Source organism: Blautia sp. AF19-1, assembly GCF_003479155.1.
GTDB lineage: Bacteria > Bacillota > Clostridia > Lachnospirales > Lachnospiraceae > Fusicatenibacter > Fusicatenibacter saccharivorans.
In genome coordinates this window covers 1-20486 of record NZ_QUGQ01000009.1, presented here as the reverse complement: position 1 = coordinate 20486, position 20486 = coordinate 1, and the positions used below count along the sequence as shown (strand labels likewise).

Here is a 20486-nt window from a genome sequence, read left to right as displayed (position 1 = left end):
CGATCCTGCAAATACCTCGCAATCGGTTCGCTGCTCGCTCCTGTCACACCCATTGCATGAAAGAACAGCACGGCAGGATTCCTCCTGTCGCCATATGTTTGAAGCAGCATTTCTATCACCTCATATTTTCATAAAAAGCATCATAATCGCCGCCAGTACTGCCGAAATGACCGCCATACCAATTGTGCCGAACAGCCACTTTTTGCCCTTATCCTTGGCTGTAATGTAGGGTTTCAGGTCTTCCGTTCCCGGAATTTCCCATGCGTTCGTATGTCCTACCCAATAGCCGTCAACCCAAAATCGGTCTATGAGATTCATAACGGACAGTATGACCAGCAGCTGCCAGAAGCCCTGAACGAAGCCCTTTGCGCCGTTGAGCGCATAGACGCAGACCAGCACATAGGCGATGTATCCGGGGACGCAGACAGCTTTAAAAATCAAAGCATTTCGCTTGATTTTCGCGTGTGTTGTAAGTCCCAGCGTTACGCACCGCTCCTGCACCTCCTGGCTGTAAAGATGCACCATGCCCACCGCGCCCTTGCAGATACCGATGGCGCAAACCAAAATGAGCAGAACGCCCAGCCCGATGCCTTCCAAAATCACCTGTAAAAGCATTACCGATTCCTCCTGAATCCCGCCTCATCCCGGTATTCGGGATGTCCCTTCAAGTACGGGTCTTTATCGCCGCAGATGGTGTAGTCGCATCGGCAGCCGTCCACGCAGGTGGTCGTTCGCACCAGCTTGGCATGGAGCAGTTCCATGGACGCATAGTCCACATTGCACAGGGCGGGCATGATGTCCGTAAGACCGTGCCGGATGGCGAACTCCGCCGCCGGACACGACGTAAACTCATAATAAATAGGCTTGCCGTTTTCGTAAGGCGCAACCGACATCTCGTAATCGTGCCATTTGTCGCAGCCGCTTTTCGCACGAACAAACGCCCTGTACATCAGCTTCCTCCAGAACGGCTTGTTGCAGTCCACGAATTTCAGCTTGCGGAAGGTCGGCAGGATCAGATTTTCCTCCATCTCTTCAATTTCACGGAACGAAGTAATTGCTTTGCAGACCACATAATAGCTCATGATGGCGATGCAGTCGTAGGTGCCGCCTACGCCGTTGTGAAAATTCTTTTTACCGCCGAGGTCGGTGCGCCACTTGGAAAGAAGCTCTGCGTATCTCAGCTGCACCTGCTCCCAGACCGCCTCGCGCTCCACCTCCGGATAGTGCAGAGTGATTTTCGCCAGAATTTCCTTTTTGCAGGGTTTGGAATATAGCACATGGCAGCTACGGTCAATTTGTAATTCGCTGTCCCTCATCTTCCCACGCCTTTCAGAAAACCGCTCTTTGCATTTTCTTCGGTGTCGTCCGATTCGTCGTAGGCATCATAGGGTGCCGATGGGTCATGTACTCGTTTTTTGAATGGTGAACAGTGCTTGTCTTTGTGGGCAAACGCAAAGGCAAAATTGTCCGTCCATCCCGTGTGACCGGTGATGAAATATGGATGCAGCCCACGTGCGCGCAGTTTCCGCTCCAGCTCCGCCAGTGACTGCACAGCCAGCTTATTGTCCTCCGCCAGCGAGGAAATGAAGCTGTAGCCGCCGTCCGCGCCAAACCACAGCGTGTCGCCGGTAAAAAGGTACTTATCGTCAATGAGGTAGACCATATGTCCCCATGTATGACCAGGAACCAGAAAACACTCGATCCTGACGCTGTCAATATCAAAGACCTCTCCATCGTGAAGCAGCTGCTTTTCGTTGTAGATGGTCACTTGCGGCAGCTTATAGAGATGATAAATAACCTTGCGGCGTGTTTCTCCGATCAGATACCGGTTCTCGATCTCGCCGATGTACAGATTCGCATTCCGGAACAGCCCCGGACTGTCTGCTTCCACCGCACCCACATGGTCGGTGTCCTGATGGGTGATAAGGATATGGTGTATCGACTTCGGATCAATCCCAAGCCAGCTCATTTTTTCGGCAAGGCGGTCGTAGTTATATCCCGCATCGACCATAATGGTCGTATCGCCTTTGTGGTAGAAGAAGATGTTCGCCACCCATTCGCGCACGCAGGCAACATTCTCGTCGATCCAGCCGGTGTTCAAAGGCTTGAAGATTTCCTTGCCCCGGTACATCCAGCTCATTGCTTTTCTTTGAAATTCCGTTGCCTTTTCGACATGATCGCACCTCATTTCTGTGCTGTGACACACAGCCAGCCCTTTTTATTTTTGTGACTCTGAACCCTGCCAAAGCCTGCTTGCTCCAGATACACTTTCAGATCAGCATCCGTATAGATGGTCATACCGTTAATGATTTGCGTCCATTTGTCGTCTTTTGCTGTTTCACCGTTTGCTTCGTTACAGATGAAAAAAGTCCCGCCGGGCTTCAGCACCCGATAGACCTCTCTGAAATTCTGCGCAAGTTCCGGCCAGAAATAGACCGTTTCAAATGCGGTCACTACATCAAACTGCTCCGCTTCAAACGGCAACTCTGCTACACTTGCCTGCTGCACAGTACACTGCCCTGCTGCAATGGCACCTGCATTGACCTTTCGCGCTTTTTCTACACTGACTGCTGAATAGTCGATGCCCTGCACCTTGCCCTTGGGACACAGCTTCAGCAGCGTTTTGATGTTCGCTCCACCGCCGCAGCCGCAGTCCAGCACCATGGCATCCGGGGCAGGCTGCAAAAAATGCAATCCCCACGCTGCCATTGCGCTGTGCCCAAAGTTCATCATAGCAACCATGATCTTTCCGCTAAAGCCTACGGGCTTGCGGGTGTTTTCAAAGAAGGACATATCACACCTCCGATTTCACACATTCCGTATAGGTCAGCGGAAAAGAGGCCTTTAGAACAACACTTTTTCGCACTGTCCAATCATTCTGTTGCAGAAATTTTAGGTATTCTTCACTCGTCCACTTGCTGTGGAGAGGAAAGCCTGCCAGATTCATGAAAAAGGCTTTGACCTTGCCGGGAAATGAGTTTTCTGCGTGCGTAAAGGTAGGCGCGATCAGCACACCGTCATCCTTCAGCACCCGTTTGATCTCTCGCAATGATTTTTCTGGCTGAGGCACAATGTGCAGTGCGTTTGATACGATTACCACATCGAATGATTTGCTCGCGTATGGCAGAGAAAACATATCCTGCACGGAAAAACGCAGCTTCGCAGAGTAATTCCCCCGTTTGGCCTCTGTAATCATTTCCGGAGAGGCATCCGTCGCCTCGATGTGTGCCGCTGCTTTTACGATGTGCTTGGCGATCAGTCCCGTTCCGGTAGCCACCTCCAGCACTGTTTTGTCTTTCACGACCGGACGGATCAGCTCATACATTTTCTCGTATACTGCCCTGTCTTTTCGCATAAAGCAGTCATACAGACCTGCATTTCTGTCCCAGAAATTCTTGTGTTCTCGCATTGCTGTCTCTCCTTTTATAGTTAGATTTATCTAATCAGCACGTGCACGCTGATACGTTAGGTTCGGCTAACTCACGTATTTAGGAAAAGCCGCATTTCTGCGGCCTTTCGGCTTATACAAATAGCTTGCTGCAAGCATCTCACATCTGTATTTTCAGCCACTGAGGATAACGCCTCTCGATCTACTCCTTATGGAAACAGCCAAAATCTATTTTCACACCATTGCGGTGACTTTTGCTTTCTTATCCATATTATATCATGCTCACTTCTTTTTTGCAAGGACGGTCATGCCAAGATCCACGATGATTTTTCCAATCGTTTTGCTTTGCATTGGGGTTGACCTCCTATCCTTTATTGGTTCCTTATCGAATGAAATTTGTCATTTCCCACGGTTCTTCCGGGGGCAGAGGCACCAGCTTGCTGCCTACCTCTTTGCACTTGAGATAATAAGCCATATTATGACCCAGTGTTCGAAGAGTCGCAAGGCCCTCACGGTCCTGCATTACTTCCTGCGGTGTTGTTCCATGCATCATGTTCCAATAACGAGACGTAATAATAGGCATCTGCATCAGACCAAAATACTTGTTCAGCTGATCCCATGTAGCCGTCGTTCCGGCTCGTCTAGCCGACATAATCGCCGCTACAGGTTTCAAATAGAATCGTCTGCCGCCTCCGTTTAAATCGGCATAAAAAGCACGGTCCAGAAAAGAAGTGATTGCACCGGCAGCTCCTGCCCAGTGGACCGGCGTTCCAAATACAAAGCCATCATAATCCTCTGCCAATGACAAAAAATCGTTTACCGTATCCTCAAACACGCAGCGATTGCGGTCATTGCACTTGTGACAGGCGATACAGCCGGAAATCGGCTTATTGCCAATCCAGAACGTATCGGTATCAATCCCGTTCTGATTGAGTGCCTCCGACACCGCACACAGTGCTGTATAGGTGCAGCCTTCCCGGTGAGGGCTGCCATTTACAAGCAATACCTTCATGATTCATTCTCCTCCTTGGTGTGAGACAAGACCCAGTTTAAAACATCATATTCCCCAAAAACCACATTGCCGCCGCCATGATAATTGCTGGTAACGCCCCGCTGAGCGAACCATTCGTCATTTGGTGTCTGGATCTGAAGAACATTGCTGATCTGCTCCTCGCTCCATCCAGCTTCCTCATAGGCATCATGGAGACTGTTGTAAGCACTCCATGCCCGCTGGGAACCATAATACTCATCATGTTCTGCCATAAAAATATAGACAGCCGTGCCATTTTCCGCAATGGGCGCATAGTCCCCATCCCACTGAGATGCTCCGTGGAGATAGGCTGCATAGAGGTCCGGGCGCATAGATACTGCCTGGGACATGGTTTCCCCGCCAGCGGAATAGCCCGCAGCATACACCCGAGACACATCCACAGAAAAGTTAGCAAGGAAATATTCCGTCAGCTCAATGGCCTGCCGAGCCGACGTATCATGCCAATCCGTCAGCTGAGCAGACACAACGATCATATCCTCCTGAAGCTGCGTCCAGCATAGGAACCCATCCCCGTCCAGGTTCGAACCGGAAGATAATATCTGTAATGGATCGTCCCCGTTTCGCCCTCCAGAATCTGTTCTGCAATAATCCCTGTTTTCATGGACGATTTTTCCTCGCCAGAGGAGATGGCACTGGCTGCATCAGTCTCCGGTTTTATTGTTTCCGATGGCTCAGAGGATACTGTTTCTTCCAGATGCACTTCAGCTGAAGGGAAAGCCGTACATCCGGTACTGTCTAAATTTCAGCCAAATCTGCCTTTATGTACTCCGCCATCTGGTGTGCGATTTCTCTGGTATTCCCATTGGAGACAGAGTAGTGAACAACCAGTATCCTGCTCATTGGGCTTTCCCCCTTTATACGATTCGCGTTTTGCCCATATTGGTGAGCATTTCCACTGTGGAAGGATCGTAATGGTCAAAGAACAGACTCTTTCCTTCATCCAGAGTGCGGATGGCCTCCATATCTGCTTCACTCAGGGAGAAGTCAAATACATCCAGGTTCTGTTCCATCCGCTCTTTGTGAGTGGATTTTGGGATCACGACTACATCGGACTGGATCAGAAACCGCAGGGCAGTCTGTGCAGCCGTTTTTCCGTACTTTTCGCCAATTTCAACTAGTACAGGGTTGGTAAAACAGTTTTTCTTCCCTTCGGCAAAGGGGCCCCATGCCTCGTGCTGCACACCGTACTTTTTCATGTATTCGTGCGCAGTTCGCTGTTGCTGAAACACATGGGTTTCCACCTGATTGACCATGGGTGCAATTTCTGCGAACTGACACAGATCGATCAGTCGGTCCGGGTAGAAGTTGGACACGCCAATAGCCCGCAGCTTTCCCTCTTTGTATGCTTCCTCCATGGCTCGGTATGCGCCGTAATAATCTCCAAAAGGCTGATGGATCAGCATCAGGTCAAGGTAGTCGGTTTTCAGCTTGTGCAGGGATTTGTCGATGGATGCCTTTGCCTTTTCATAACTGGCGTTGGACATCCAGATCTTGCTGGTGAGGAACAATTCCTCTCTGGGTACGCCACATTTCTGGATAGCATTGCCTACCGCTTCCTCGTTTCCGTAGGACTGAGCGGTATCAATCGCGCGATACCCAACTGAGATTGCATCCAGTACACAGCGCTCGCATTCTTCGTTCGAGACTTGGAAAACGCCGTATCCCAGTTTTGGCATTTTAACGTTGTTATTCAATAATACATATTCCATCATAGATAACTTCCTTTCTGTGGTTTCACAACACCTCTCCAGGCATTGCCTGGATAATCTTTTGTTTCTGATTCTATTGTAAAGGTTTCTGTAAGATTACAGAAGTCTCGATTCGTTATAAAGTATTAACCTTTAGCTTTCCACTAATACGAAAACAAGGTACCTGTTGAAACAGATACCCTGCCTTGTAAAATCATTCTATTGATTAGACGAATATGCCCGTTTATGGCCGGGTGTAGCGCACCCATAACACATTCGGTACAACTGTCTGCACCTCTTTAAGATGAAATGCAGTCGGTTGCCAGGATGGCAGAAAATCAACTTGGGTAAAGGAACTGACACCGTTGCCGCCGTCGGCTACCGGGGCAATGACTAGACTCAACTCGTCCACCAAATTTTCAGCCAAAAACGATCCATTGACGATCCCGCCGCCCGCCAGCATCAGTTTGTTGATGCCAAACAGTCGATGCAGTTTCTCCAAAAGCAGAGTGCAGTTCAGTCGTTTCTCGCCGGCAAACAGATAGGAAACCCCTTGATTCTGTAAATAAGACAGGTATTCTGGAGCCACCTGCTCCGTCAGCGCCTCGATCACATGGGCGGCCCTTTTTTTCGATGGACAATCCGGAATAGGCCAGCTGACCCTGTGGGTCCACTGCAACAATGAAATTGCCCATGGCCTTGCCTGTCGGGTTTACCCAATCCGCTCGGGGCGGAGTGGACATCACAGTGGGTAGCTGCCCCACCTTTCCCTCGGCATATCCCCCCAGCATGGTAGTTGTGCCGTATAAGGTGGCCTGACATCCGTAAAAACTTCGCAGTTCCCCATAGGCTTTTATCGCCGGAACTGTTTCAGGCACACCGAAAAACGTACCGTCAATCTTTCCGTCCAGAGAAGTGAGCATATGGCACACAACAAAAGGGTGTTCCATCTTATTCCTTTCCATAGACATTTTTTGCCATCCGCAGAGCCGCCCACGCCTTGGGCCAGCCAGCATAGAAAGCAAGCTGGGTCAATGCCTCGCTCATCTCGGTGGCGGTTACACCGTTGGCCTTGGCCCGCTCAATATGATGAAGAAGGGATGTATCCAGAATTCCGCTGGCCATCAAGGCGGAGACGGTAATCAGGCTACGGTCACGGGGCGAGAGCTTATCCTCTCGCGACCAAACCTCTCCAAAGAGGACATCATCGTTTAATTCCGCAAATTTAGGGGCAAATTTGCTCATGGCATCTCTGCCTGCTGTTACTTTATCCATGATAATCCCATCCTTTCTATCGGATTTATTTTAATTTAGTATATTCTGCTTCATCTACCGGCTCCAGCCACTCGGCTTTGGAACCTGGAACGGAAATCGCTATATGGGCAAACCAACTGTCAGGAGCCGCCCCATGCCAGTGCTTTACCTCGGGCGGAATGTTAACCACATCTCCAGGGTTCAATTCCTGAGCGGATTTGCCCCACTCCTGATAATAACCCCGACCCGCCGTACAAAGAAGGATCTGACCGCCGTTATGGTGGATGTGCCAGTTGTTCCGGCAACTGGGCTCAAAGGTCACGTTGGAAACAGACACGCCCATATCACTCAGGGGGCACAGATAACTGGCCCCGCTGAAATACTGCCCGGCCACCGTGTTGGGACTGCCCTGCGGGAACAGATTGTGAAATTCCTTATTCATATCATTCGCCCCCTTATTTCAACTTGCCGCCATCGCTGAACGCATTGCCCACACGCTCACCCAGCACATGGTACCCATTGTTGGCTGGCTCAAAAGAGATGGGCTGGAATTTGCTCATATCCAGCTTCCCATCGCTGTCCAATACGCTTTCGTCAATGCTCACATTCACAATCTGACCGATGATGTTGCCGTCCTCGCTCACTTTCAGGAGTTTGCACTCCAGAGCTACCGGCAGCTCATCGATGAGGGGCGCATCCACCGATTCGCTCTTGGTGCAATGGAAGCCAGACTTCTCCATCTTTTTCGGCTCATTATTTGCGGACACCATGCCAACATAGTCCGCAGAAACCGCATGGGCAGCGTCAGCAAAACTGACGGTAAACGCTCCCTTTGCCTGGATATTCTTGGTGGTCTTATGATCAGCGCTCAGACACAGTACTACCTTGTCTGCATCGTACAGGCCGCCCCATGCGGCATTCATGGCATCAGGATTGCCGTTTTCATCATAGGTGCCGATCACAAGCACCGGCAGCGGATAAAACCAGGATTTTGTTCCAAAATTCTTACGCATTGCGAATCCCTCCTTATTTCTGCTCGTCTACAGGCGGAACCATTTCCGCATACTTCTTCAGCATTTCCGGTGTACTGGTGTAATATCGCTTCTGCTTGTCCAAAGCAGTGATTTTAGCCATTTCATCATCTGTCAACGCAAAGTCAAACAGGTTGAAATTGTCTTTGATATGGGCCGGGTTCTTGGAGCCAGGGATCACGATATTGCCGGCCTGAATGTGCCAGCGCAGGATGATCTGGGCATTGCTCTTGCCATACTTTTTGCCAAATTCCGTGAACAACGGTTCCTGGATCAGCGCCTTGTCTCCATGCCCCAGAGGATACCATGCCTGGATGACGATGCCTTCTTTATCCAGAAATGCCTTCAGTTCTTTCTCCTGCGAGTAGGGGTGCACCTCTGTTTGGAGCACGGCAGGCTTTACCTCGCAGATGTCCAGAATCTCCTGCACCTGCTCCGGGGTAAAGTTGGAAAGGCCAATGGCGCGCACCTTGCCCTCTTTGTAGGCTTTCTCCATAAGCCGGTAACCTGCGATATAGTTGCCTGCGGGCTGGTGGATCAGCAGCAGGTCAATGTAGTCGGTTCCCAGGCGCTGGAGCGTTTTTTCTACCGCATCTTCCTGCTCATAAAAACTGGGCCACAGTTTGGTTTCCAGAAAAATCTCATCTCTCGGAATCCCAGATTTCCTCATAGCCCGGCCAACGGCTTTTTCGTTCACATAGGCATTGGCCGTGTCAATCAGGCGGTATCCGCACTGAAGAGCGGAGAGGACGGATGTCTCCGCTTCATCCGGGGTAAGCAAAAAGGTGCCAATGCCTGCCATGGGCATTTTGATTCCGTTGTTCAAAGTTGCGTATTCCATAAATAAATCCTCCTAAAAAGTGATTGCTTATTTGTACCGATACAAACAGTGTTTACCAAAATTTGTGGCTGGCGGTTCAATACACCAATGCCGTAAAGGAAAAAGTGACCAACTTCCACCGTTTTTCATCCTGGGTGTACACTTCCGTCACCATAAAGTGGTGAGTGGTTTCCTTCCCGTCCAGCAGTAGGCTGTAATCGCAGTCAGTAAGCACCACTCCGGTATCTCCAAACAACTCAGCCTTCTGACTGTGGAAGGTAATATTCGTAGGTTGAAAGGCCCCACTGGTGTAAAATTCGATTTCCTTGTCCAGTTTGCAGGTGATGCCAATATGGACAAAGTTGCAGTCAGGATGAGCACAGGCTCGCATCCCCACTTCGTCGGCGTGTTCCATAGCTTCCCAAAACTGCCGAGATATATCAAGTAGCGTTTCGTTCATGAGCATACTCCTTCCGTTTATTTTAAAGGCGTTCCACCGAATACCGCAGACATATCCATATGATCCAGTGCGTCGTCCAGAGCGCGCACCTCACTGGGCGTCAAAAAAACAGATGCGGCCCCAGCATTTTCTTTCATGCGATCTTCCTTGCGAGTGCCAGGGATGGGTACAATCCACGGGTGCTTACACAACATCCAGGCCATGGAGATTTGGGCCGAGGTTGCTCCTTTTTCCGCAGCCATATCTGCGAGCAGTTTCAAAAGTGCGGCATTTTGGTCCACAGCTTTGTCAGTGAACTGGGGCATAGCAGCACGGTAGTCGGTGGCGGCATCAAAGCGCTGCCCCTTGTCATATTGCCCGGTGAGGAAACCATTGGCCATAGGGGAAAAAGCCACCAGGCCCACGTCCAATTCTTCCAAAATGGGGAATAACGGTTCATAATGCCGTGCCATCATAGAGTATCGGTTCTGTACCGCCGTCACCGGGCACACGGCATGAGCCCTCCGCAGGTAGTCTTCATTTGCCTCCGAGATGCCCCAGTGAGTAATTTTGCCTTCCTGGATCAGATCAGCCATCACCTCCGCCACAGTTTCCGGCTCTACGTTGGGGTCGATTCTGTGCTGGAAATACAGGTCAATGTGATCGGTTCCGAGCCGTTTCAAAGATCCTTCCACAGATTTGCGGATGGTCTCCGGGCGGGAATCCGCCACCAGAGGCAATGGAACCTTTCCGCTCTCCTGGTCAAACCGCAGGCCAAATTTCGTGGCGATTACCGTATGATTCTTTACATCTGCCAGTGCCTTGCCCACCAGCGTTTCATTTACATGGGGGGCGTCGGCGGTACCGTACACCTCAGCGGTATCAAAAAAAGTATAGCCCAAGTCAAAGGCGCGACGGATTAGACGGACAGCCTCTGCTTCCTCCGTAGGCGCACCGTAGGCATGAGAAAAGCCCATGCACCCCAGGCCTACAGCAGATACGTTCAAATCAGTGCCAAGTGTTCTCATCTGCATCATCTTTCTCTCCTTTGTGATTCTATTGTAATCCATTGCGAAAAAAACAGAAGTCTCCATTGGTTATGGAGTGATAAGTCAAAGGTTTTAGCTTCTTCGGATTCCGGTATATTTCCTTGAGATTTTCAGAAAAGAGCAGGCTCTCCCCGAAAGCGGAAGAACCTCCTGCTATACGGATAGTCATGAGGCAACCCGTGTTGTTAGTTATCATCTACATCTTCCGGCATAGTGAAATAGGCGATCAGAATATTGCTATCTGAGTTGGGACTGACTGTTTCCTGCTTCATGGTATTGGAAGAGGACTGTGTTGCATCCGAATCTGTTTCCGGGGGCTGGACTGTGGAAGATTCTGTACTTGAAACCTGGTCAGGCCCCGAAGTCTCGCTGCTGCAAGCGGAAAAGCTTAAAAGAAGTATTCCTGCAAGAAAAAAGGGAAAAATACGCTTCATAGGGGTCCTCCTTCCTGATTGTTATGACAGGCTCAGGCTATCCAGCCATTCCTGCATATCGCCCTCACTAACGCTGGAACGGAAACGCATTCCTTCCTGCCAGTCTCCGGTTCCAGCCAGTTCTGCCAGCAGTTGTCCGCTTTCACCCAAACCGGAGCTTGCCGAAGTGGCAAATGGAATCACTGTTTTGCCGGTAAAGTCATTCGCTTCCACAAACGTATCTACCGGCCATGCAGCAATTCCCCACCAGATGGGATAACCGATAAACACAGTATCATAGCTGTCCCAGTTCTCCACCGTGTCGCTCACCAGTTCCACATCCCGCAAAGACTCATCCGCATATTCCTGAGAAACCCGGCTGTCCTCATTGTTGTAGTTCAAATCTTCGTCCGTATAAGGATCAGCAGGTTCCAATTCAAACAGGTCGCCGCCGGTAATATCTGCAATGTAAGTAGCTGCCTGTTCGGTATTGCCAGTAGCAGAGAAGTAGACTACCAGTGTGTTACCAGCCTCCACTTCGGTTTCCCCCTGGAAAGCCGGTTCCTGACTGGCGGCGGTGGACGATGTGTCGCTTGCTTCACCGGATGCAGGGGGAACGGAAGATTCCGGCGTACTGGATTCATTTGTGGAAGATGTGGTGTTTCCACAAGCAGCGAGACTCAACGCCATTGCAAAGCACAAGAAAATTGCAGTCAGTTTTTTCATAATGAGCATTCCTTTCCTGTATTAATCGGGGCTCTTATTCATAGCATTCATGGAAAATTTCCAGAATCTCTTCATGGGTCATAGGCTTATAACTGCCCTGGGAAATACCACAGGAATCAGCGATTTCTTTTAGTTGCCCCTTTTGTGCGCCCAGCTCCTTGAGGGTAGTTGGCAAGCCAATCTCTTGAATGAAGCTGGAAAGGGCATCGATACCGGCCAGAGCCAACGCTTCATCGGATTTTCCATCACGCTCAATTCCCCATACATTTTCGGCAAAACGGACAAACTTGCTTAAGCCTTCCTTATACACATGACGGTAATACACCGGATGGATCACCGCCAGACCACAGCCGTGGTTGCAGTTGGTATAAGCGCCCAGCTGGTGCTCCATGTTGTGACATTCAAAGTCGCACTTTTTTCCCATCTTGATGAGTCGGTTTTCCGCCATGGTGGAATCCCACATCAGATTGGACCGAGCCGTGTAATCCTCCGGGCTGTCCATGGCAACACGCAGATTTCGGATCACACTACGCATCAGTGCCTCCATGATGTCATCGGAAACATTGTCCTCATTGGGCTGGCTGAAATAGGTCTCCATGATGTGGCTGAGGATGTCAAAGCTACCAGATGCCATCTGTTTTTTGGGTACAGAAAAGGTATAGGTGGGGTCCATCAGAGCAAATCGGGGATTGAGAGCCGGATAATCCCGCCCTGTTTTTATCTTTCTCTCTTCATTGGTGATTACCGCGCCGCCGTTGCACTCGCTGCCAGTACCAGCCACAGTAACTACTACACCCAGAGGCAGCGGATCAAAGTCGATGACGCCGGGGTGAGCCCAGAAATCCTCCCAGATGTCCCCGTCATACCGGGCAGCCAGAGAGACAGCTTTGCAGCAGTCCATGGTGCTGCCTCCGCCTACGGCCAGAATCATATCCGCTTGATTGTCCCGTGCCAGCCTCGCACCCTCCTGCACTTTGTCGTAGGTGGGGTTGGACATAATGCCGGAGAACTCCACGATGGTCTTTCCAGCGCCTTTCAGAATGCCTGTGATTTCATCGTAGACACCATTGCGCTTGATGCTGCCGCCGCCATAGGCCAGCAGGATGGTCTGCGCATTTTTTGTCAGACAGGTCAGATATTCCTTCACACAGCCCTTGCCGAAATAGACCTTCGTGCTGTTTTGAAAAATAAAGTTGTTCATATCCATACTTCCTTTCTTAAAATTTCATGAATCATCGGTTACATTTGAGCTTTCCAAAAAGCAACAGCCTCATCAAGCCATCCTTCCGCCACAGTACTGGTTCCCAATCCGAATCCGTGGGGCAGTCCTGGATAATGATGAAACTCCGTTGGAATACCAAGGGTACTCATGGCGGTTAGGCGACGTTCCATGGTTCGCCAGTTTGCAATGCCATCGCTTTCTCCCACACAGGCGAAAGTTGGTGGATCGTTTTCCATATAATCACTGTGGCCCGTGTACTGCATAATTACTGCACTCGGCTGTAGAAGATCATCCCCTCCAAATGCCGCCGGGCCATAGGACCCAAGCCACGCTGCCATACGGGCTCCGGCTGAACCGCCCCAGAGAGAGTATCCTTTCGTATCAACTTCCAGTAAATGGCTCTGTCATTTGATCCTTAGGCGCAAAGCCGGCTGATTCCTGCTGAAAATCTGCATCATCCAAAGATGCGGTGCTCTCTGCCGAGTGAGATTCACCGGAAGAAGTTGTCTCTGTTTGTCCAGGAACCGCACATCCTGTGAAGCACAGCAACAGACAAACCGTAGCTACCAGAATTCCTTGCACCTTCATTTTGTCACCTGCCTCTCTTCCTTTTCTGATTTCATTATAAAAAAAACGAGACTTCCACAGAAGTCTCGTTTCGTTATGTAGTATTTACCTTTTGGTTATCACTTGTCCCGTCCAGTTTCTTTTTGCACCGCCCTTAGAAACTGCTTGACTACAGGGGAAGGATCTGGTGAATGGAGCAGGCCATAGGGAATTGTGTAACTCCAATCCACGGGTAAGATTTTCAAAAGCGGATGGACGTACTGCCACTTGGGCACCGCCATCAGCACACAATCGTTGTTTTCGCACTGGTTAAAGGCATTCACATCGTAAAAGTCAAAATCCACAATTTGGATCTTCGGATGGTTTTTCCAAAGATCATCTCGTAGCAAATCTACATAGTGGCTCCATTCCCGACGCATCATCATGAATTTTTCGCCATACAGATCCTGAACGGTGAGCCTGTCTTTTCCCGCCAGCCGGTGATGAATGGACACCGCCGCGCAGATAGGTTCCTTTGAAATTTCCAACCCGGCACAGCGGCGCAGGTTCAACATTGTTTCATCAAAGATACCCGCTATTACATCAATGTTCTGTCCCAAATTGGCCAGAATCTCCCGGGCGTTCTCAGGTGTATTGTCGAATGGCACCAGTTGGAATTTAACTCCTGGACACTCCTCCTGCAGTTTTGGCCACAGATCCACCAAAACCTGAGCTGGTGTCATGGATGATGTACCGATACGGATGATGTCTTCGCTCTTTTTCATGACATTTTTTGCCCTGGTCACCGAATCTTTGCAATATTGGATGATGTATTTTGCGTCCTGTGCCAAAGATTTACCAGCCTCCGTCAGCTGAAGGCCACGATGGGTGCGCACAAAAAGCTGCAGATCCAGATTTTCCTCCAGCAGATTGATCTGTTTGATGACTGCCGGGGGGGAAATAAACAATTTCTCCGCAGCTTTGTTGAAGCTACCGCATTCCGCTACACACAGGAAGGTTTCCAATTGAGGGTTATACATGGGAAATATCACTCCTTCCTTTTCTGTTTTTTCTTAAATCAGCAGGCTTTTGCGCCTCCTTGGGAATCATCCAGAACCGGCCAAATCTCTGCACGCCTTCGATCCGCCCTTCTTCACAGAGCTTCTGAATCCAGCGTTCTGATATATTCCACCGCTCAGACGCTTCTTTTACCGACATAATATCCATTGTTTCCTCCACGGTTTTCTTATTCCGTTGAAACATCTATGATATTATTATATCCGGATAAACGAAGTCTTTCAACTTGTTTTTTGTGAACCTTTTATGTACCCAGCCAGAAACGGCTGGGTTTTTCTTTTGGTCAGTTAATGCGCCGGGGTTCCGTACCCATAGATTTCATAGTAACCAACCGGGTAACTGTTTTGACGGCAGCTATCGCCGGAGTTACCCTCGATAGTGTAGATGCGGCCATTCTCCACCTTCTCCACGATACCAACATGGTCGGAAGAACCATCCTGGCCGCCATCATCCCAATCGAAAAAGATAATGTCGCCAGGGCGCGGCTCATAGCTGTTGTCCTGCCACAGTCCGCGCTCCTGGAACCACGGCACACCCTGAGATGGTGTTGGCCTGCACGGAGTCCAACAGGTACTCCACGTTCTGAGTGATGGCGGTGGGATATGCGCCGCGCTTACGGAACTGACGCCATGCGGAGTTGAAGAACACACCGCTTTGCTCGTTCTCAAACACCACATGGAACTCGTCAAGGAACACATGGGTGCGCTTGCCTCGTTTCCAGTTGAGGGTAACGCGGTTGAGAATGGTGTCGGTAATGACCAGCAGGCTATAAATTGCACTCACTATGGATTAACAGAACGCCTAAAAATAATCCATGTACTTATGAAGTAACAAATCAATAAAATTGCCAAAATCCCCATTGTTGCCCCTATTTGTAACATCAATGTACTAAACCCAATATAGGCTGAAATTTCTGCTGATATGGTTTGGATAAAGTAAGCTATTACAACAGCAGCTACAATGATTGCTGTGATAATTGGAAGCCCAAACCAAACACTTAATTGTTGCAAGATAAGTTTTCCGATATGCTTTTCTTCCACCCCCAATTTTCGGAGTACAGAGAAACGATACTTATATTGTCCTGCGTCTAAAAGCTGTTGCAGGGAAAGTACCGTAAGACATATAACCATCAGTACGACAGCACCATAAATCATTGCAGTCTGTAAAATAAAGTTATTTGCTATGGAACTATTGATTTGCAGTGTGCTAAAACGCACGCCATAAATAGCCCCGGTTTCTGCCTGCTCGGGATACTTCTCTGTAAAAAGTTTTTCCAGTTTCCTTGCATTTTCATAGGAGATATTTTCCGTTGTTGTAATATATCGGTTTTTTATCACTGGCAACAGCTTTTCACAAATATTGTCTGGAAGTACATACAATACATTTGTATAGGAATTGTACGCTGTTTCTCCAATCGGATCCTCATAATAGGACTGCCCGGAAAGAGTCAATTCTCCTGCGTCTGTCATAATGCTGGTGTGTTCTTTCAAAAAGCTATCCCGCTCTTCCTCGGTGGCGATTGCTTTCCATTGTGTTGTAAATTCATCTTCCTCCAGAGAAATCTGTTCGTAACCCAGCATTTCCCGTATAGTGTTATAATCACTCAAAGAAATTGCTACAATCGGAAAATCATATTTCTGTCTGTTGTGAAAATCATCTTTCTCTGGCAGATATAGATTGAACGTGCAATCATAAACTGTATCTATTTTGTGTTCTGTCAGAAACTCAGTAATAATTTCATAACTGTCTTGCGGCAGATTTTCTTCTTCATATACGTCATTATATCTTGAATATACCTGCACATCATACATAGAGCGCATATCCAAATAACCTGAAGCCCAGCCCGTCAAAATAGGGGCGGCAATAAACATGAAGATTGCAAGGACAAGGGTTATACAAATCAGCGTCATTGTTTTGCTGGTTGTATTTAGTTTTGATATAATTTGCCCGAAAAAGAACAGGTTTTCTCCCTTGTATCTATGTTCCGGCGATTTTACTTTCCATGCTACAATCAAACCACTGGTAAGATAAATGAAGGCACAAATGAAGAAAAGTAAGTCAATCACAACAAAAAGCAGATATTGTTTGAGCGTTCCACCACCTAAAGTCAGATAATATTTATTTGTTAATGCTGCAACGCTGGCTGCTGTAAAAGCATTCAATACAGAACATATCAGCAAACCGGCAATGAAACATTCTCTTTTTTTCTTTCTAATTATGCAAAATATCGACCACAGCAAAGTAAGCAGCGGAAAAAGAATATTTCCCCAAAACATAAGCTGCACCGGAAACGCAAAGCGGGTGTCATAATAAAACCAGACCTTTTGTATTCCTGTAATCAATCCCCATACGGTAAATACTTCAAAGAGGACTACTACAACAGAAATGAAGCGGCTCTTTTTTAGCTCTGGTTCGTTCTCTTTCTCTGCGGAAAGCATATCAATAATTTTTGTTTTCTGAATGGTACGGGTATTGAAAATTCCTACCACAAAAAAACTTGCCACAAAAAATACCACTGTCAACAAAACGGTATCCGGGAATAATGTCCATGAGATTTCATAAGGCTTTCCATAAGCAGTAAGGAGCATTGCGGTAATGAATTGAGAGCAAAATACACCGCAAAAAATACCAATCAAAATGGAAAACATACCCATAATCAGTGTTTCTGCAAAGAAAATCCTGCCAATGGTTTTTTGTTCCATTCCCATAATGGACTGGACAGCAAACTCTTTTTGCTTCCGTCTTAGCATATAATGATTGACGAACCGTATCAAAAATAACAACAGCAATGTTATCATGCAGATTGCAATTTTCATTCCGTCACTTAACAGCGTAAAATCATACTCGCTGCCTATATCCGGGCTATAATAACTACTGGAAATAGACAAGAACGCATAAAACACGGTAACACAGATTGTCATTGTTACAATGTAGACCAGATAGTCTTTTACAGACCGTTTTGCATTTCTGAAAACAAGTTTAGCATACATGGCTCTGTCCCCCTCCGATCATGGTAAGGACATTCAGAATTTTATCAAAAAAATCACTTCTGCTGTCGTTGCCCTTGCGCAGTTCCATAAAGATTTCTCCGTCTTTCAAAAAAAGAATACGGCTGGCATAGCTGGCGGTAAAAGCGTCATGGGTTACCATAAGAATTGTCGCCCTAAGCTGTTCATTGATACTTTGAATGGTAGACAGCAGCATTTGTGAGGAATGGCTGTCTAATGCTCCTGTTGGCTCATCTGCCAATAAGAGTTTCGGATTGTTGATAATTGCTCTTGCACAGGCACAACGCTGTTTTTGACCGCCCGATACCTGATAAGGATATTTGTTTAGCATATCGCTGATATTCAGCTTTCCGGCTATATCCAAAATGCTGGGTTCTACACTCCCGGCAGGGACTTTATTGATTGCTAATGCCAGTGCAATGTTTTCTGAAATTGTCAATGTATCCAGCAGATTGAAGTCTTGAAATACAAAACCTAAATTCTCTCTGCGAAAGCGGGCAAGGGATTTTGGGTTGATTTCCGTTATATCTGTTCCCTCTAAAAAAATATGCCCTGCACTTACGGTATCAATCGTAGAAATACAGTTTAGCAGCGTTGTCTTTCCAGAACCGGACGCACCCATAATTCCGAGAAATTCTCCGGCTTCCACAGAAAAACTAATGTCTTTAATGGCTTTGGTAATATTCCCCTCATTGCCATAATATTTCTGGATATGCTCCAGCTTCAAAATTGTATTCATCGGATAAACCTCCTTAACTGTTCCATACCTATATTGTAAATGGAGTATATCATTTTTTGTATCAAGTTTTCTTACACAGTTCTTACAAAAATGTAAGAAGTGCAGAACCTATCAGCCCTGCACTCCGATAATAAAATCATTCATTTGAAAGATAAGTGAAATCGTTGTTCCTCTGTTTTCGGAATAAGCAGTAAGTCCTATTCCCAGTTTATCACATAGACGCTTGCAAAGATATAAGCCAATTCCAGTAGAATTTTTCCCGGTTCGCCCATTCTGACCTGTAAATCCTTTTTCAAAAATACGGGGTAAATCACTTTTAGGAATACCTATCCCATTATCGCTGATAGATAGCACAATCTTGTCATTCGTTTTTGTCGCCCCAAAGTGCAAAATAGGCTGCTCTGCATGGTATTTGATTGCATTACCGATAATCTGATTTAAGATGAACCGCACCCATTTTTCATCGGTGTAAACTTTTGTTTCTATATCGTCTATCTGAATTGACATATTGCTTTGACGCAAAAGATACTTATTATCTGCGATTGCACTATGCACAACATCGCATAAATTGACTTCACGGACAGAATAGTCTTTTTCAGTGTGTTCACTTCTGGCGTAGTAAAGCGCCTGTTCTGTATATTGATTGATATTCTCTAACTCTGCCAATACCTCTCTGGAAAAGGGAGAACGGTTATTCTCACACAGCAGCTTCATGGCTGTAATTGGTGTTTTTACTTCGTGTATCCATTGTTCAATGTATTCTTTATATTCCCTGCGTTCCCTCTGTACTTCGCCAATCCGTTCCAACATAGATTTTTCAGCCATTTTCATAATCTGGTAAAAAACCTGTTCATCAGCCCTTTCCGGCACTTGCATGATTTCCGGCAATAAATATCGTTCTTCTAATTGCTCCGTCATATTGAGCAATTTATTCAGATATTTTTTTCGTGAGAAATAAAATGCCAGCAAAGATAAAACAAGGACAATCGACCAGACTGCAAGAATAAACAGGACTGTTTGGATAGAATTATCGCTTGCAATCAGGAACAAAGCAAGGGCAAGCATACCCAGCAAATTGACTAAAATAACGGGGAGTTGATTTTTCAAATATTGTTTTCCACTCATAATGTATATCCTTGCCTGTGTTTTGTTTTAATGAAATCTACAAGTCCGATTGCTGCCAGTTTGTCGCGAATACGGGTAATATTGACACTTAGGGCGTTATCATCAACATAAAGCTGATTGTCCCAAAGAAAATCCACAATATCATTTCTGGAACAGATTTTTCCAGAGTTCTTAAAAAGGTAGTAGAGGATTTTCAATTCATTCTTTGTCAATTCTGCTTTCTGTCCTTTGTACTCTATCATGCTACTCTCCAAATGCAGGGTAGCTTCTCTCCACATATAAATTTCTGTTTGAGGGGAACGGTAGGCTTTCTTTAACAATGCAGCAATTTTAGCAAGAAGAATAGCGGGATTATAAGGCTTTGTGATAAACGCATCTCCACCCAGCATAATGCTGTTCAGTTCGTCCATATCTGTATTGCTGCTTGTTACAAATACAATCGGAATATCTGAAAAGGTGCGAATTTGAGAGCATATTTCAAAACCGTTATTCCCCGGAAGTTTTATATCCAGAATAACCAGATGTGGCGCAGCTTCTTTTAACTGCTCTATTGTTTGGGAAAAATCCGTAACTGCAAATACTTCATATCCATTCCCAGACAAAAGAGTTTTAAGCTGTGTTTGTATCGTAAAATCATCTTCAATGATTAGTATTTTTTCCTTCATAAAGATACCTCCCTGACACTTTATTATACTGTATCAGAGCGGTTTTCTCAATCCATATTGAAGAATAGTAACGGAATAATGGGCGGTTGTCTATCAAATTTTTGTGTGTTACTTTATCGCACATGAGCATTGGCGCCAGGGTTGTCATTTCCATAACCTTCCAACAGGTTGATGACACCCCAGATACCAAGCCCAGCACCCAGAGCGATAACGAGAGTCTGAAGAACGGTAATTGCCTGTTCAAA

The 20486-nt window shown here is 47.2% G+C and carries 28 protein-coding genes and 1 pseudogene; all 29 read right to left on the bottom strand.

The features are described 5' to 3' along the window. Nucleotides 1-120: 120 nt before the first annotated feature. Nucleotides 121-615, bottom strand: coding sequence for a hypothetical protein (locus DWX26_RS07650; RefSeq protein WP_118601187.1), 495 nt, complete (start codon nucleotides 613-615; stop codon nucleotides 121-123). Next, complete coding sequence (locus DWX26_RS07645) at nucleotides 615-1316, bottom strand: L-2-amino-thiazoline-4-carboxylic acid hydrolase (protein WP_055267104.1); 702 nt, start codon at nucleotides 1314-1316, stop codon at nucleotides 615-617. Before DWX26_RS07645 ends, DWX26_RS07650 begins: the two co-directional genes overlap by 1 nt. Beyond that, complete coding sequence (locus tag DWX26_RS07640; RefSeq protein WP_243030581.1) at nucleotides 1313-2140, bottom strand: MBL fold metallo-hydrolase; 828 nt, start codon at nucleotides 2138-2140, stop codon at nucleotides 1313-1315. The genes DWX26_RS07645 and DWX26_RS07640 overlap by 4 nt, the downstream gene beginning before the upstream one ends. A gap of 44 nt (nucleotides 2141-2184) precedes the next feature. Then, nucleotides 2185-2793 carry a class I SAM-dependent methyltransferase gene (locus DWX26_RS07635; RefSeq protein WP_117760434.1) on the bottom strand — a complete coding sequence of 203 codons (609 nt, stop codon included), beginning with the start codon at nucleotides 2791-2793 and terminating at the stop codon, nucleotides 2185-2187. Nucleotide 2794: 1 nt separating this feature from the next. Next, nucleotides 2795-3409, bottom strand: a complete 615-nt coding sequence (locus DWX26_RS07630) for a class I SAM-dependent methyltransferase (protein WP_117760435.1) — start codon at nucleotides 3407-3409, stop codon at nucleotides 2795-2797. A gap of 361 nt (nucleotides 3410-3770) precedes the next feature. Continuing rightward, nucleotides 3771-4400, bottom strand: coding sequence for a flavodoxin family protein (locus DWX26_RS07625; RefSeq protein WP_118601185.1), 630 nt, complete (start codon nucleotides 4398-4400; stop codon nucleotides 3771-3773). Continuing rightward, nucleotides 4397-4912, bottom strand: coding sequence for a prolyl oligopeptidase family serine peptidase (locus tag DWX26_RS07620; protein ID WP_243030579.1), 516 nt, complete (start codon nucleotides 4910-4912; stop codon nucleotides 4397-4399). The genes DWX26_RS07625 and DWX26_RS07620 overlap by 4 nt, the downstream gene beginning before the upstream one ends. After that, on the bottom strand, nucleotides 4909-5040 hold the full coding sequence (locus tag DWX26_RS17380; protein ID WP_256372848.1) for a hypothetical protein: 132 nt from the start codon (nucleotides 5038-5040) through the stop codon (nucleotides 4909-4911). Before DWX26_RS17380 ends, DWX26_RS07620 begins: the two co-directional genes overlap by 4 nt. A gap of 134 nt (nucleotides 5041-5174) precedes the next feature. Continuing rightward, entirely contained in the window at nucleotides 5175-5279 is a 105-nt protein-coding gene (locus DWX26_RS16865; protein WP_118601184.1) for a flavodoxin family protein, read from the bottom strand. Between the two features lie 14 nt (nucleotides 5280-5293). After that, nucleotides 5294-6148 (bottom strand): aldo/keto reductase, encoded by an 855-nt coding sequence (locus tag DWX26_RS07610; RefSeq protein WP_055267130.1) that lies wholly within the window; start codon nucleotides 6146-6148, stop codon nucleotides 5294-5296. A 223-nt stretch (nucleotides 6149-6371) separates the two neighbouring features. After that, nucleotides 6372-6740, bottom strand: a complete 369-nt coding sequence (locus DWX26_RS17160; RefSeq protein WP_243030577.1) for a RibD family protein — start codon at nucleotides 6738-6740, stop codon at nucleotides 6372-6374. Between the two features lie 338 nt (nucleotides 6741-7078). Further along, nucleotides 7079-7402 (bottom strand): carboxymuconolactone decarboxylase family protein, encoded by a 324-nt coding sequence (locus DWX26_RS07600; protein ID WP_118601183.1) that lies wholly within the window; start codon nucleotides 7400-7402, stop codon nucleotides 7079-7081. Nucleotides 7403-7427: 25 nt separating this feature from the next. Then, nucleotides 7428-7823 (bottom strand): cupin domain-containing protein, encoded by a 396-nt coding sequence (locus DWX26_RS07595; RefSeq protein ID WP_118601182.1) that lies wholly within the window; start codon nucleotides 7821-7823, stop codon nucleotides 7428-7430. Nucleotides 7824-7836: 13 nt separating this feature from the next. Beyond that, nucleotides 7837-8394, bottom strand: a complete 558-nt coding sequence (locus DWX26_RS07590; RefSeq protein ID WP_117760441.1) for a flavin reductase family protein — start codon at nucleotides 8392-8394, stop codon at nucleotides 7837-7839. Nucleotides 8395-8407: 13 nt separating this feature from the next. Further along, a complete protein-coding gene (locus DWX26_RS07585) occupies nucleotides 8408-9253 on the bottom strand; it encodes an aldo/keto reductase (protein ID WP_118601181.1) in 846 nt (281 codons plus the stop codon). Between the two features lie 76 nt (nucleotides 9254-9329). Then, a complete protein-coding gene (locus tag DWX26_RS07580; protein WP_055267979.1) occupies nucleotides 9330-9692 on the bottom strand; it encodes a nuclear transport factor 2 family protein in 363 nt (120 codons plus the stop codon). 17 nt (nucleotides 9693-9709) lie between these two features. Then, nucleotides 9710-10708, bottom strand: a complete 999-nt coding sequence (locus DWX26_RS07575) for an aldo/keto reductase (RefSeq protein ID WP_330420930.1) — start codon at nucleotides 10706-10708, stop codon at nucleotides 9710-9712. Nucleotides 10709-10905: 197 nt separating this feature from the next. Further along, a complete protein-coding gene (locus DWX26_RS07565; protein ID WP_055267973.1) occupies nucleotides 10906-11154 on the bottom strand; it encodes a hypothetical protein in 249 nt (82 codons plus the stop codon). A gap of 21 nt (nucleotides 11155-11175) precedes the next feature. Next, on the bottom strand, nucleotides 11176-11859 hold the full coding sequence (locus DWX26_RS07560) for a flavodoxin (protein WP_055267971.1): 684 nt from the start codon (nucleotides 11857-11859) through the stop codon (nucleotides 11176-11178). A gap of 34 nt (nucleotides 11860-11893) precedes the next feature. After that, nucleotides 11894-13060, bottom strand: coding sequence for an iron-containing alcohol dehydrogenase (locus DWX26_RS07555; protein ID WP_118601178.1), 1167 nt, complete (start codon nucleotides 13058-13060; stop codon nucleotides 11894-11896). A gap of 38 nt (nucleotides 13061-13098) precedes the next feature. Beyond that, entirely contained in the window at nucleotides 13099-13419 is a 321-nt protein-coding gene (locus DWX26_RS07550) for an alpha/beta hydrolase (RefSeq protein ID WP_306665732.1), read from the bottom strand. Nucleotides 13420-13767: 348 nt separating this feature from the next. Further along, complete coding sequence (locus DWX26_RS07540; protein ID WP_022462153.1) at nucleotides 13768-14667, bottom strand: LysR family transcriptional regulator; 900 nt, start codon at nucleotides 14665-14667, stop codon at nucleotides 13768-13770. Beyond that, nucleotides 14660-14854, bottom strand: coding sequence for a helix-turn-helix domain-containing protein (locus DWX26_RS07535; protein WP_173815393.1), 195 nt, complete (start codon nucleotides 14852-14854; stop codon nucleotides 14660-14662). The genes DWX26_RS07540 and DWX26_RS07535 overlap by 8 nt, the downstream gene beginning before the upstream one ends. A 137-nt stretch (nucleotides 14855-14991) precedes the next feature. Then, nucleotides 14992-15240 (bottom strand): annotated as a pseudogene (locus DWX26_RS07530) (CHAP domain-containing protein); the annotation flags it as partial. Nucleotides 15241-15486: 246 nt separating this feature from the next. Continuing rightward, complete coding sequence (locus DWX26_RS07520) at nucleotides 15487-17694, bottom strand: FtsX-like permease family protein (RefSeq protein ID WP_117760449.1); 2208 nt, start codon at nucleotides 17692-17694, stop codon at nucleotides 15487-15489. Continuing rightward, the gene (locus tag DWX26_RS07515) at nucleotides 17684-18451 is read right to left on the bottom strand and encodes an ABC transporter ATP-binding protein (RefSeq protein WP_117760450.1); all 768 of its coding nucleotides are present in this window, start codon (nucleotides 18449-18451) and stop codon (nucleotides 17684-17686) included. Before DWX26_RS07515 ends, DWX26_RS07520 begins: the two co-directional genes overlap by 11 nt. A gap of 111 nt (nucleotides 18452-18562) precedes the next feature. Continuing rightward, nucleotides 18563-19576: a sensor histidine kinase gene (locus DWX26_RS07510; RefSeq protein WP_118601177.1), complete on the bottom strand. Its 1014-nt coding sequence runs from the start codon at nucleotides 19574-19576 to the stop codon at nucleotides 18563-18565. Then, on the bottom strand, nucleotides 19573-20241 hold the full coding sequence (locus tag DWX26_RS07505) for a response regulator transcription factor (protein ID WP_117760452.1): 669 nt from the start codon (nucleotides 20239-20241) through the stop codon (nucleotides 19573-19575). The genes DWX26_RS07510 and DWX26_RS07505 overlap by 4 nt, the downstream gene beginning before the upstream one ends. A 113-nt stretch (nucleotides 20242-20354) precedes the next feature. Next, a partial coding sequence (locus tag DWX26_RS07500; protein ID WP_118601176.1) for a Maff2 family mobile element protein occupies nucleotides 20355-20486 on the bottom strand: 132 nt, incomplete at its 5' end.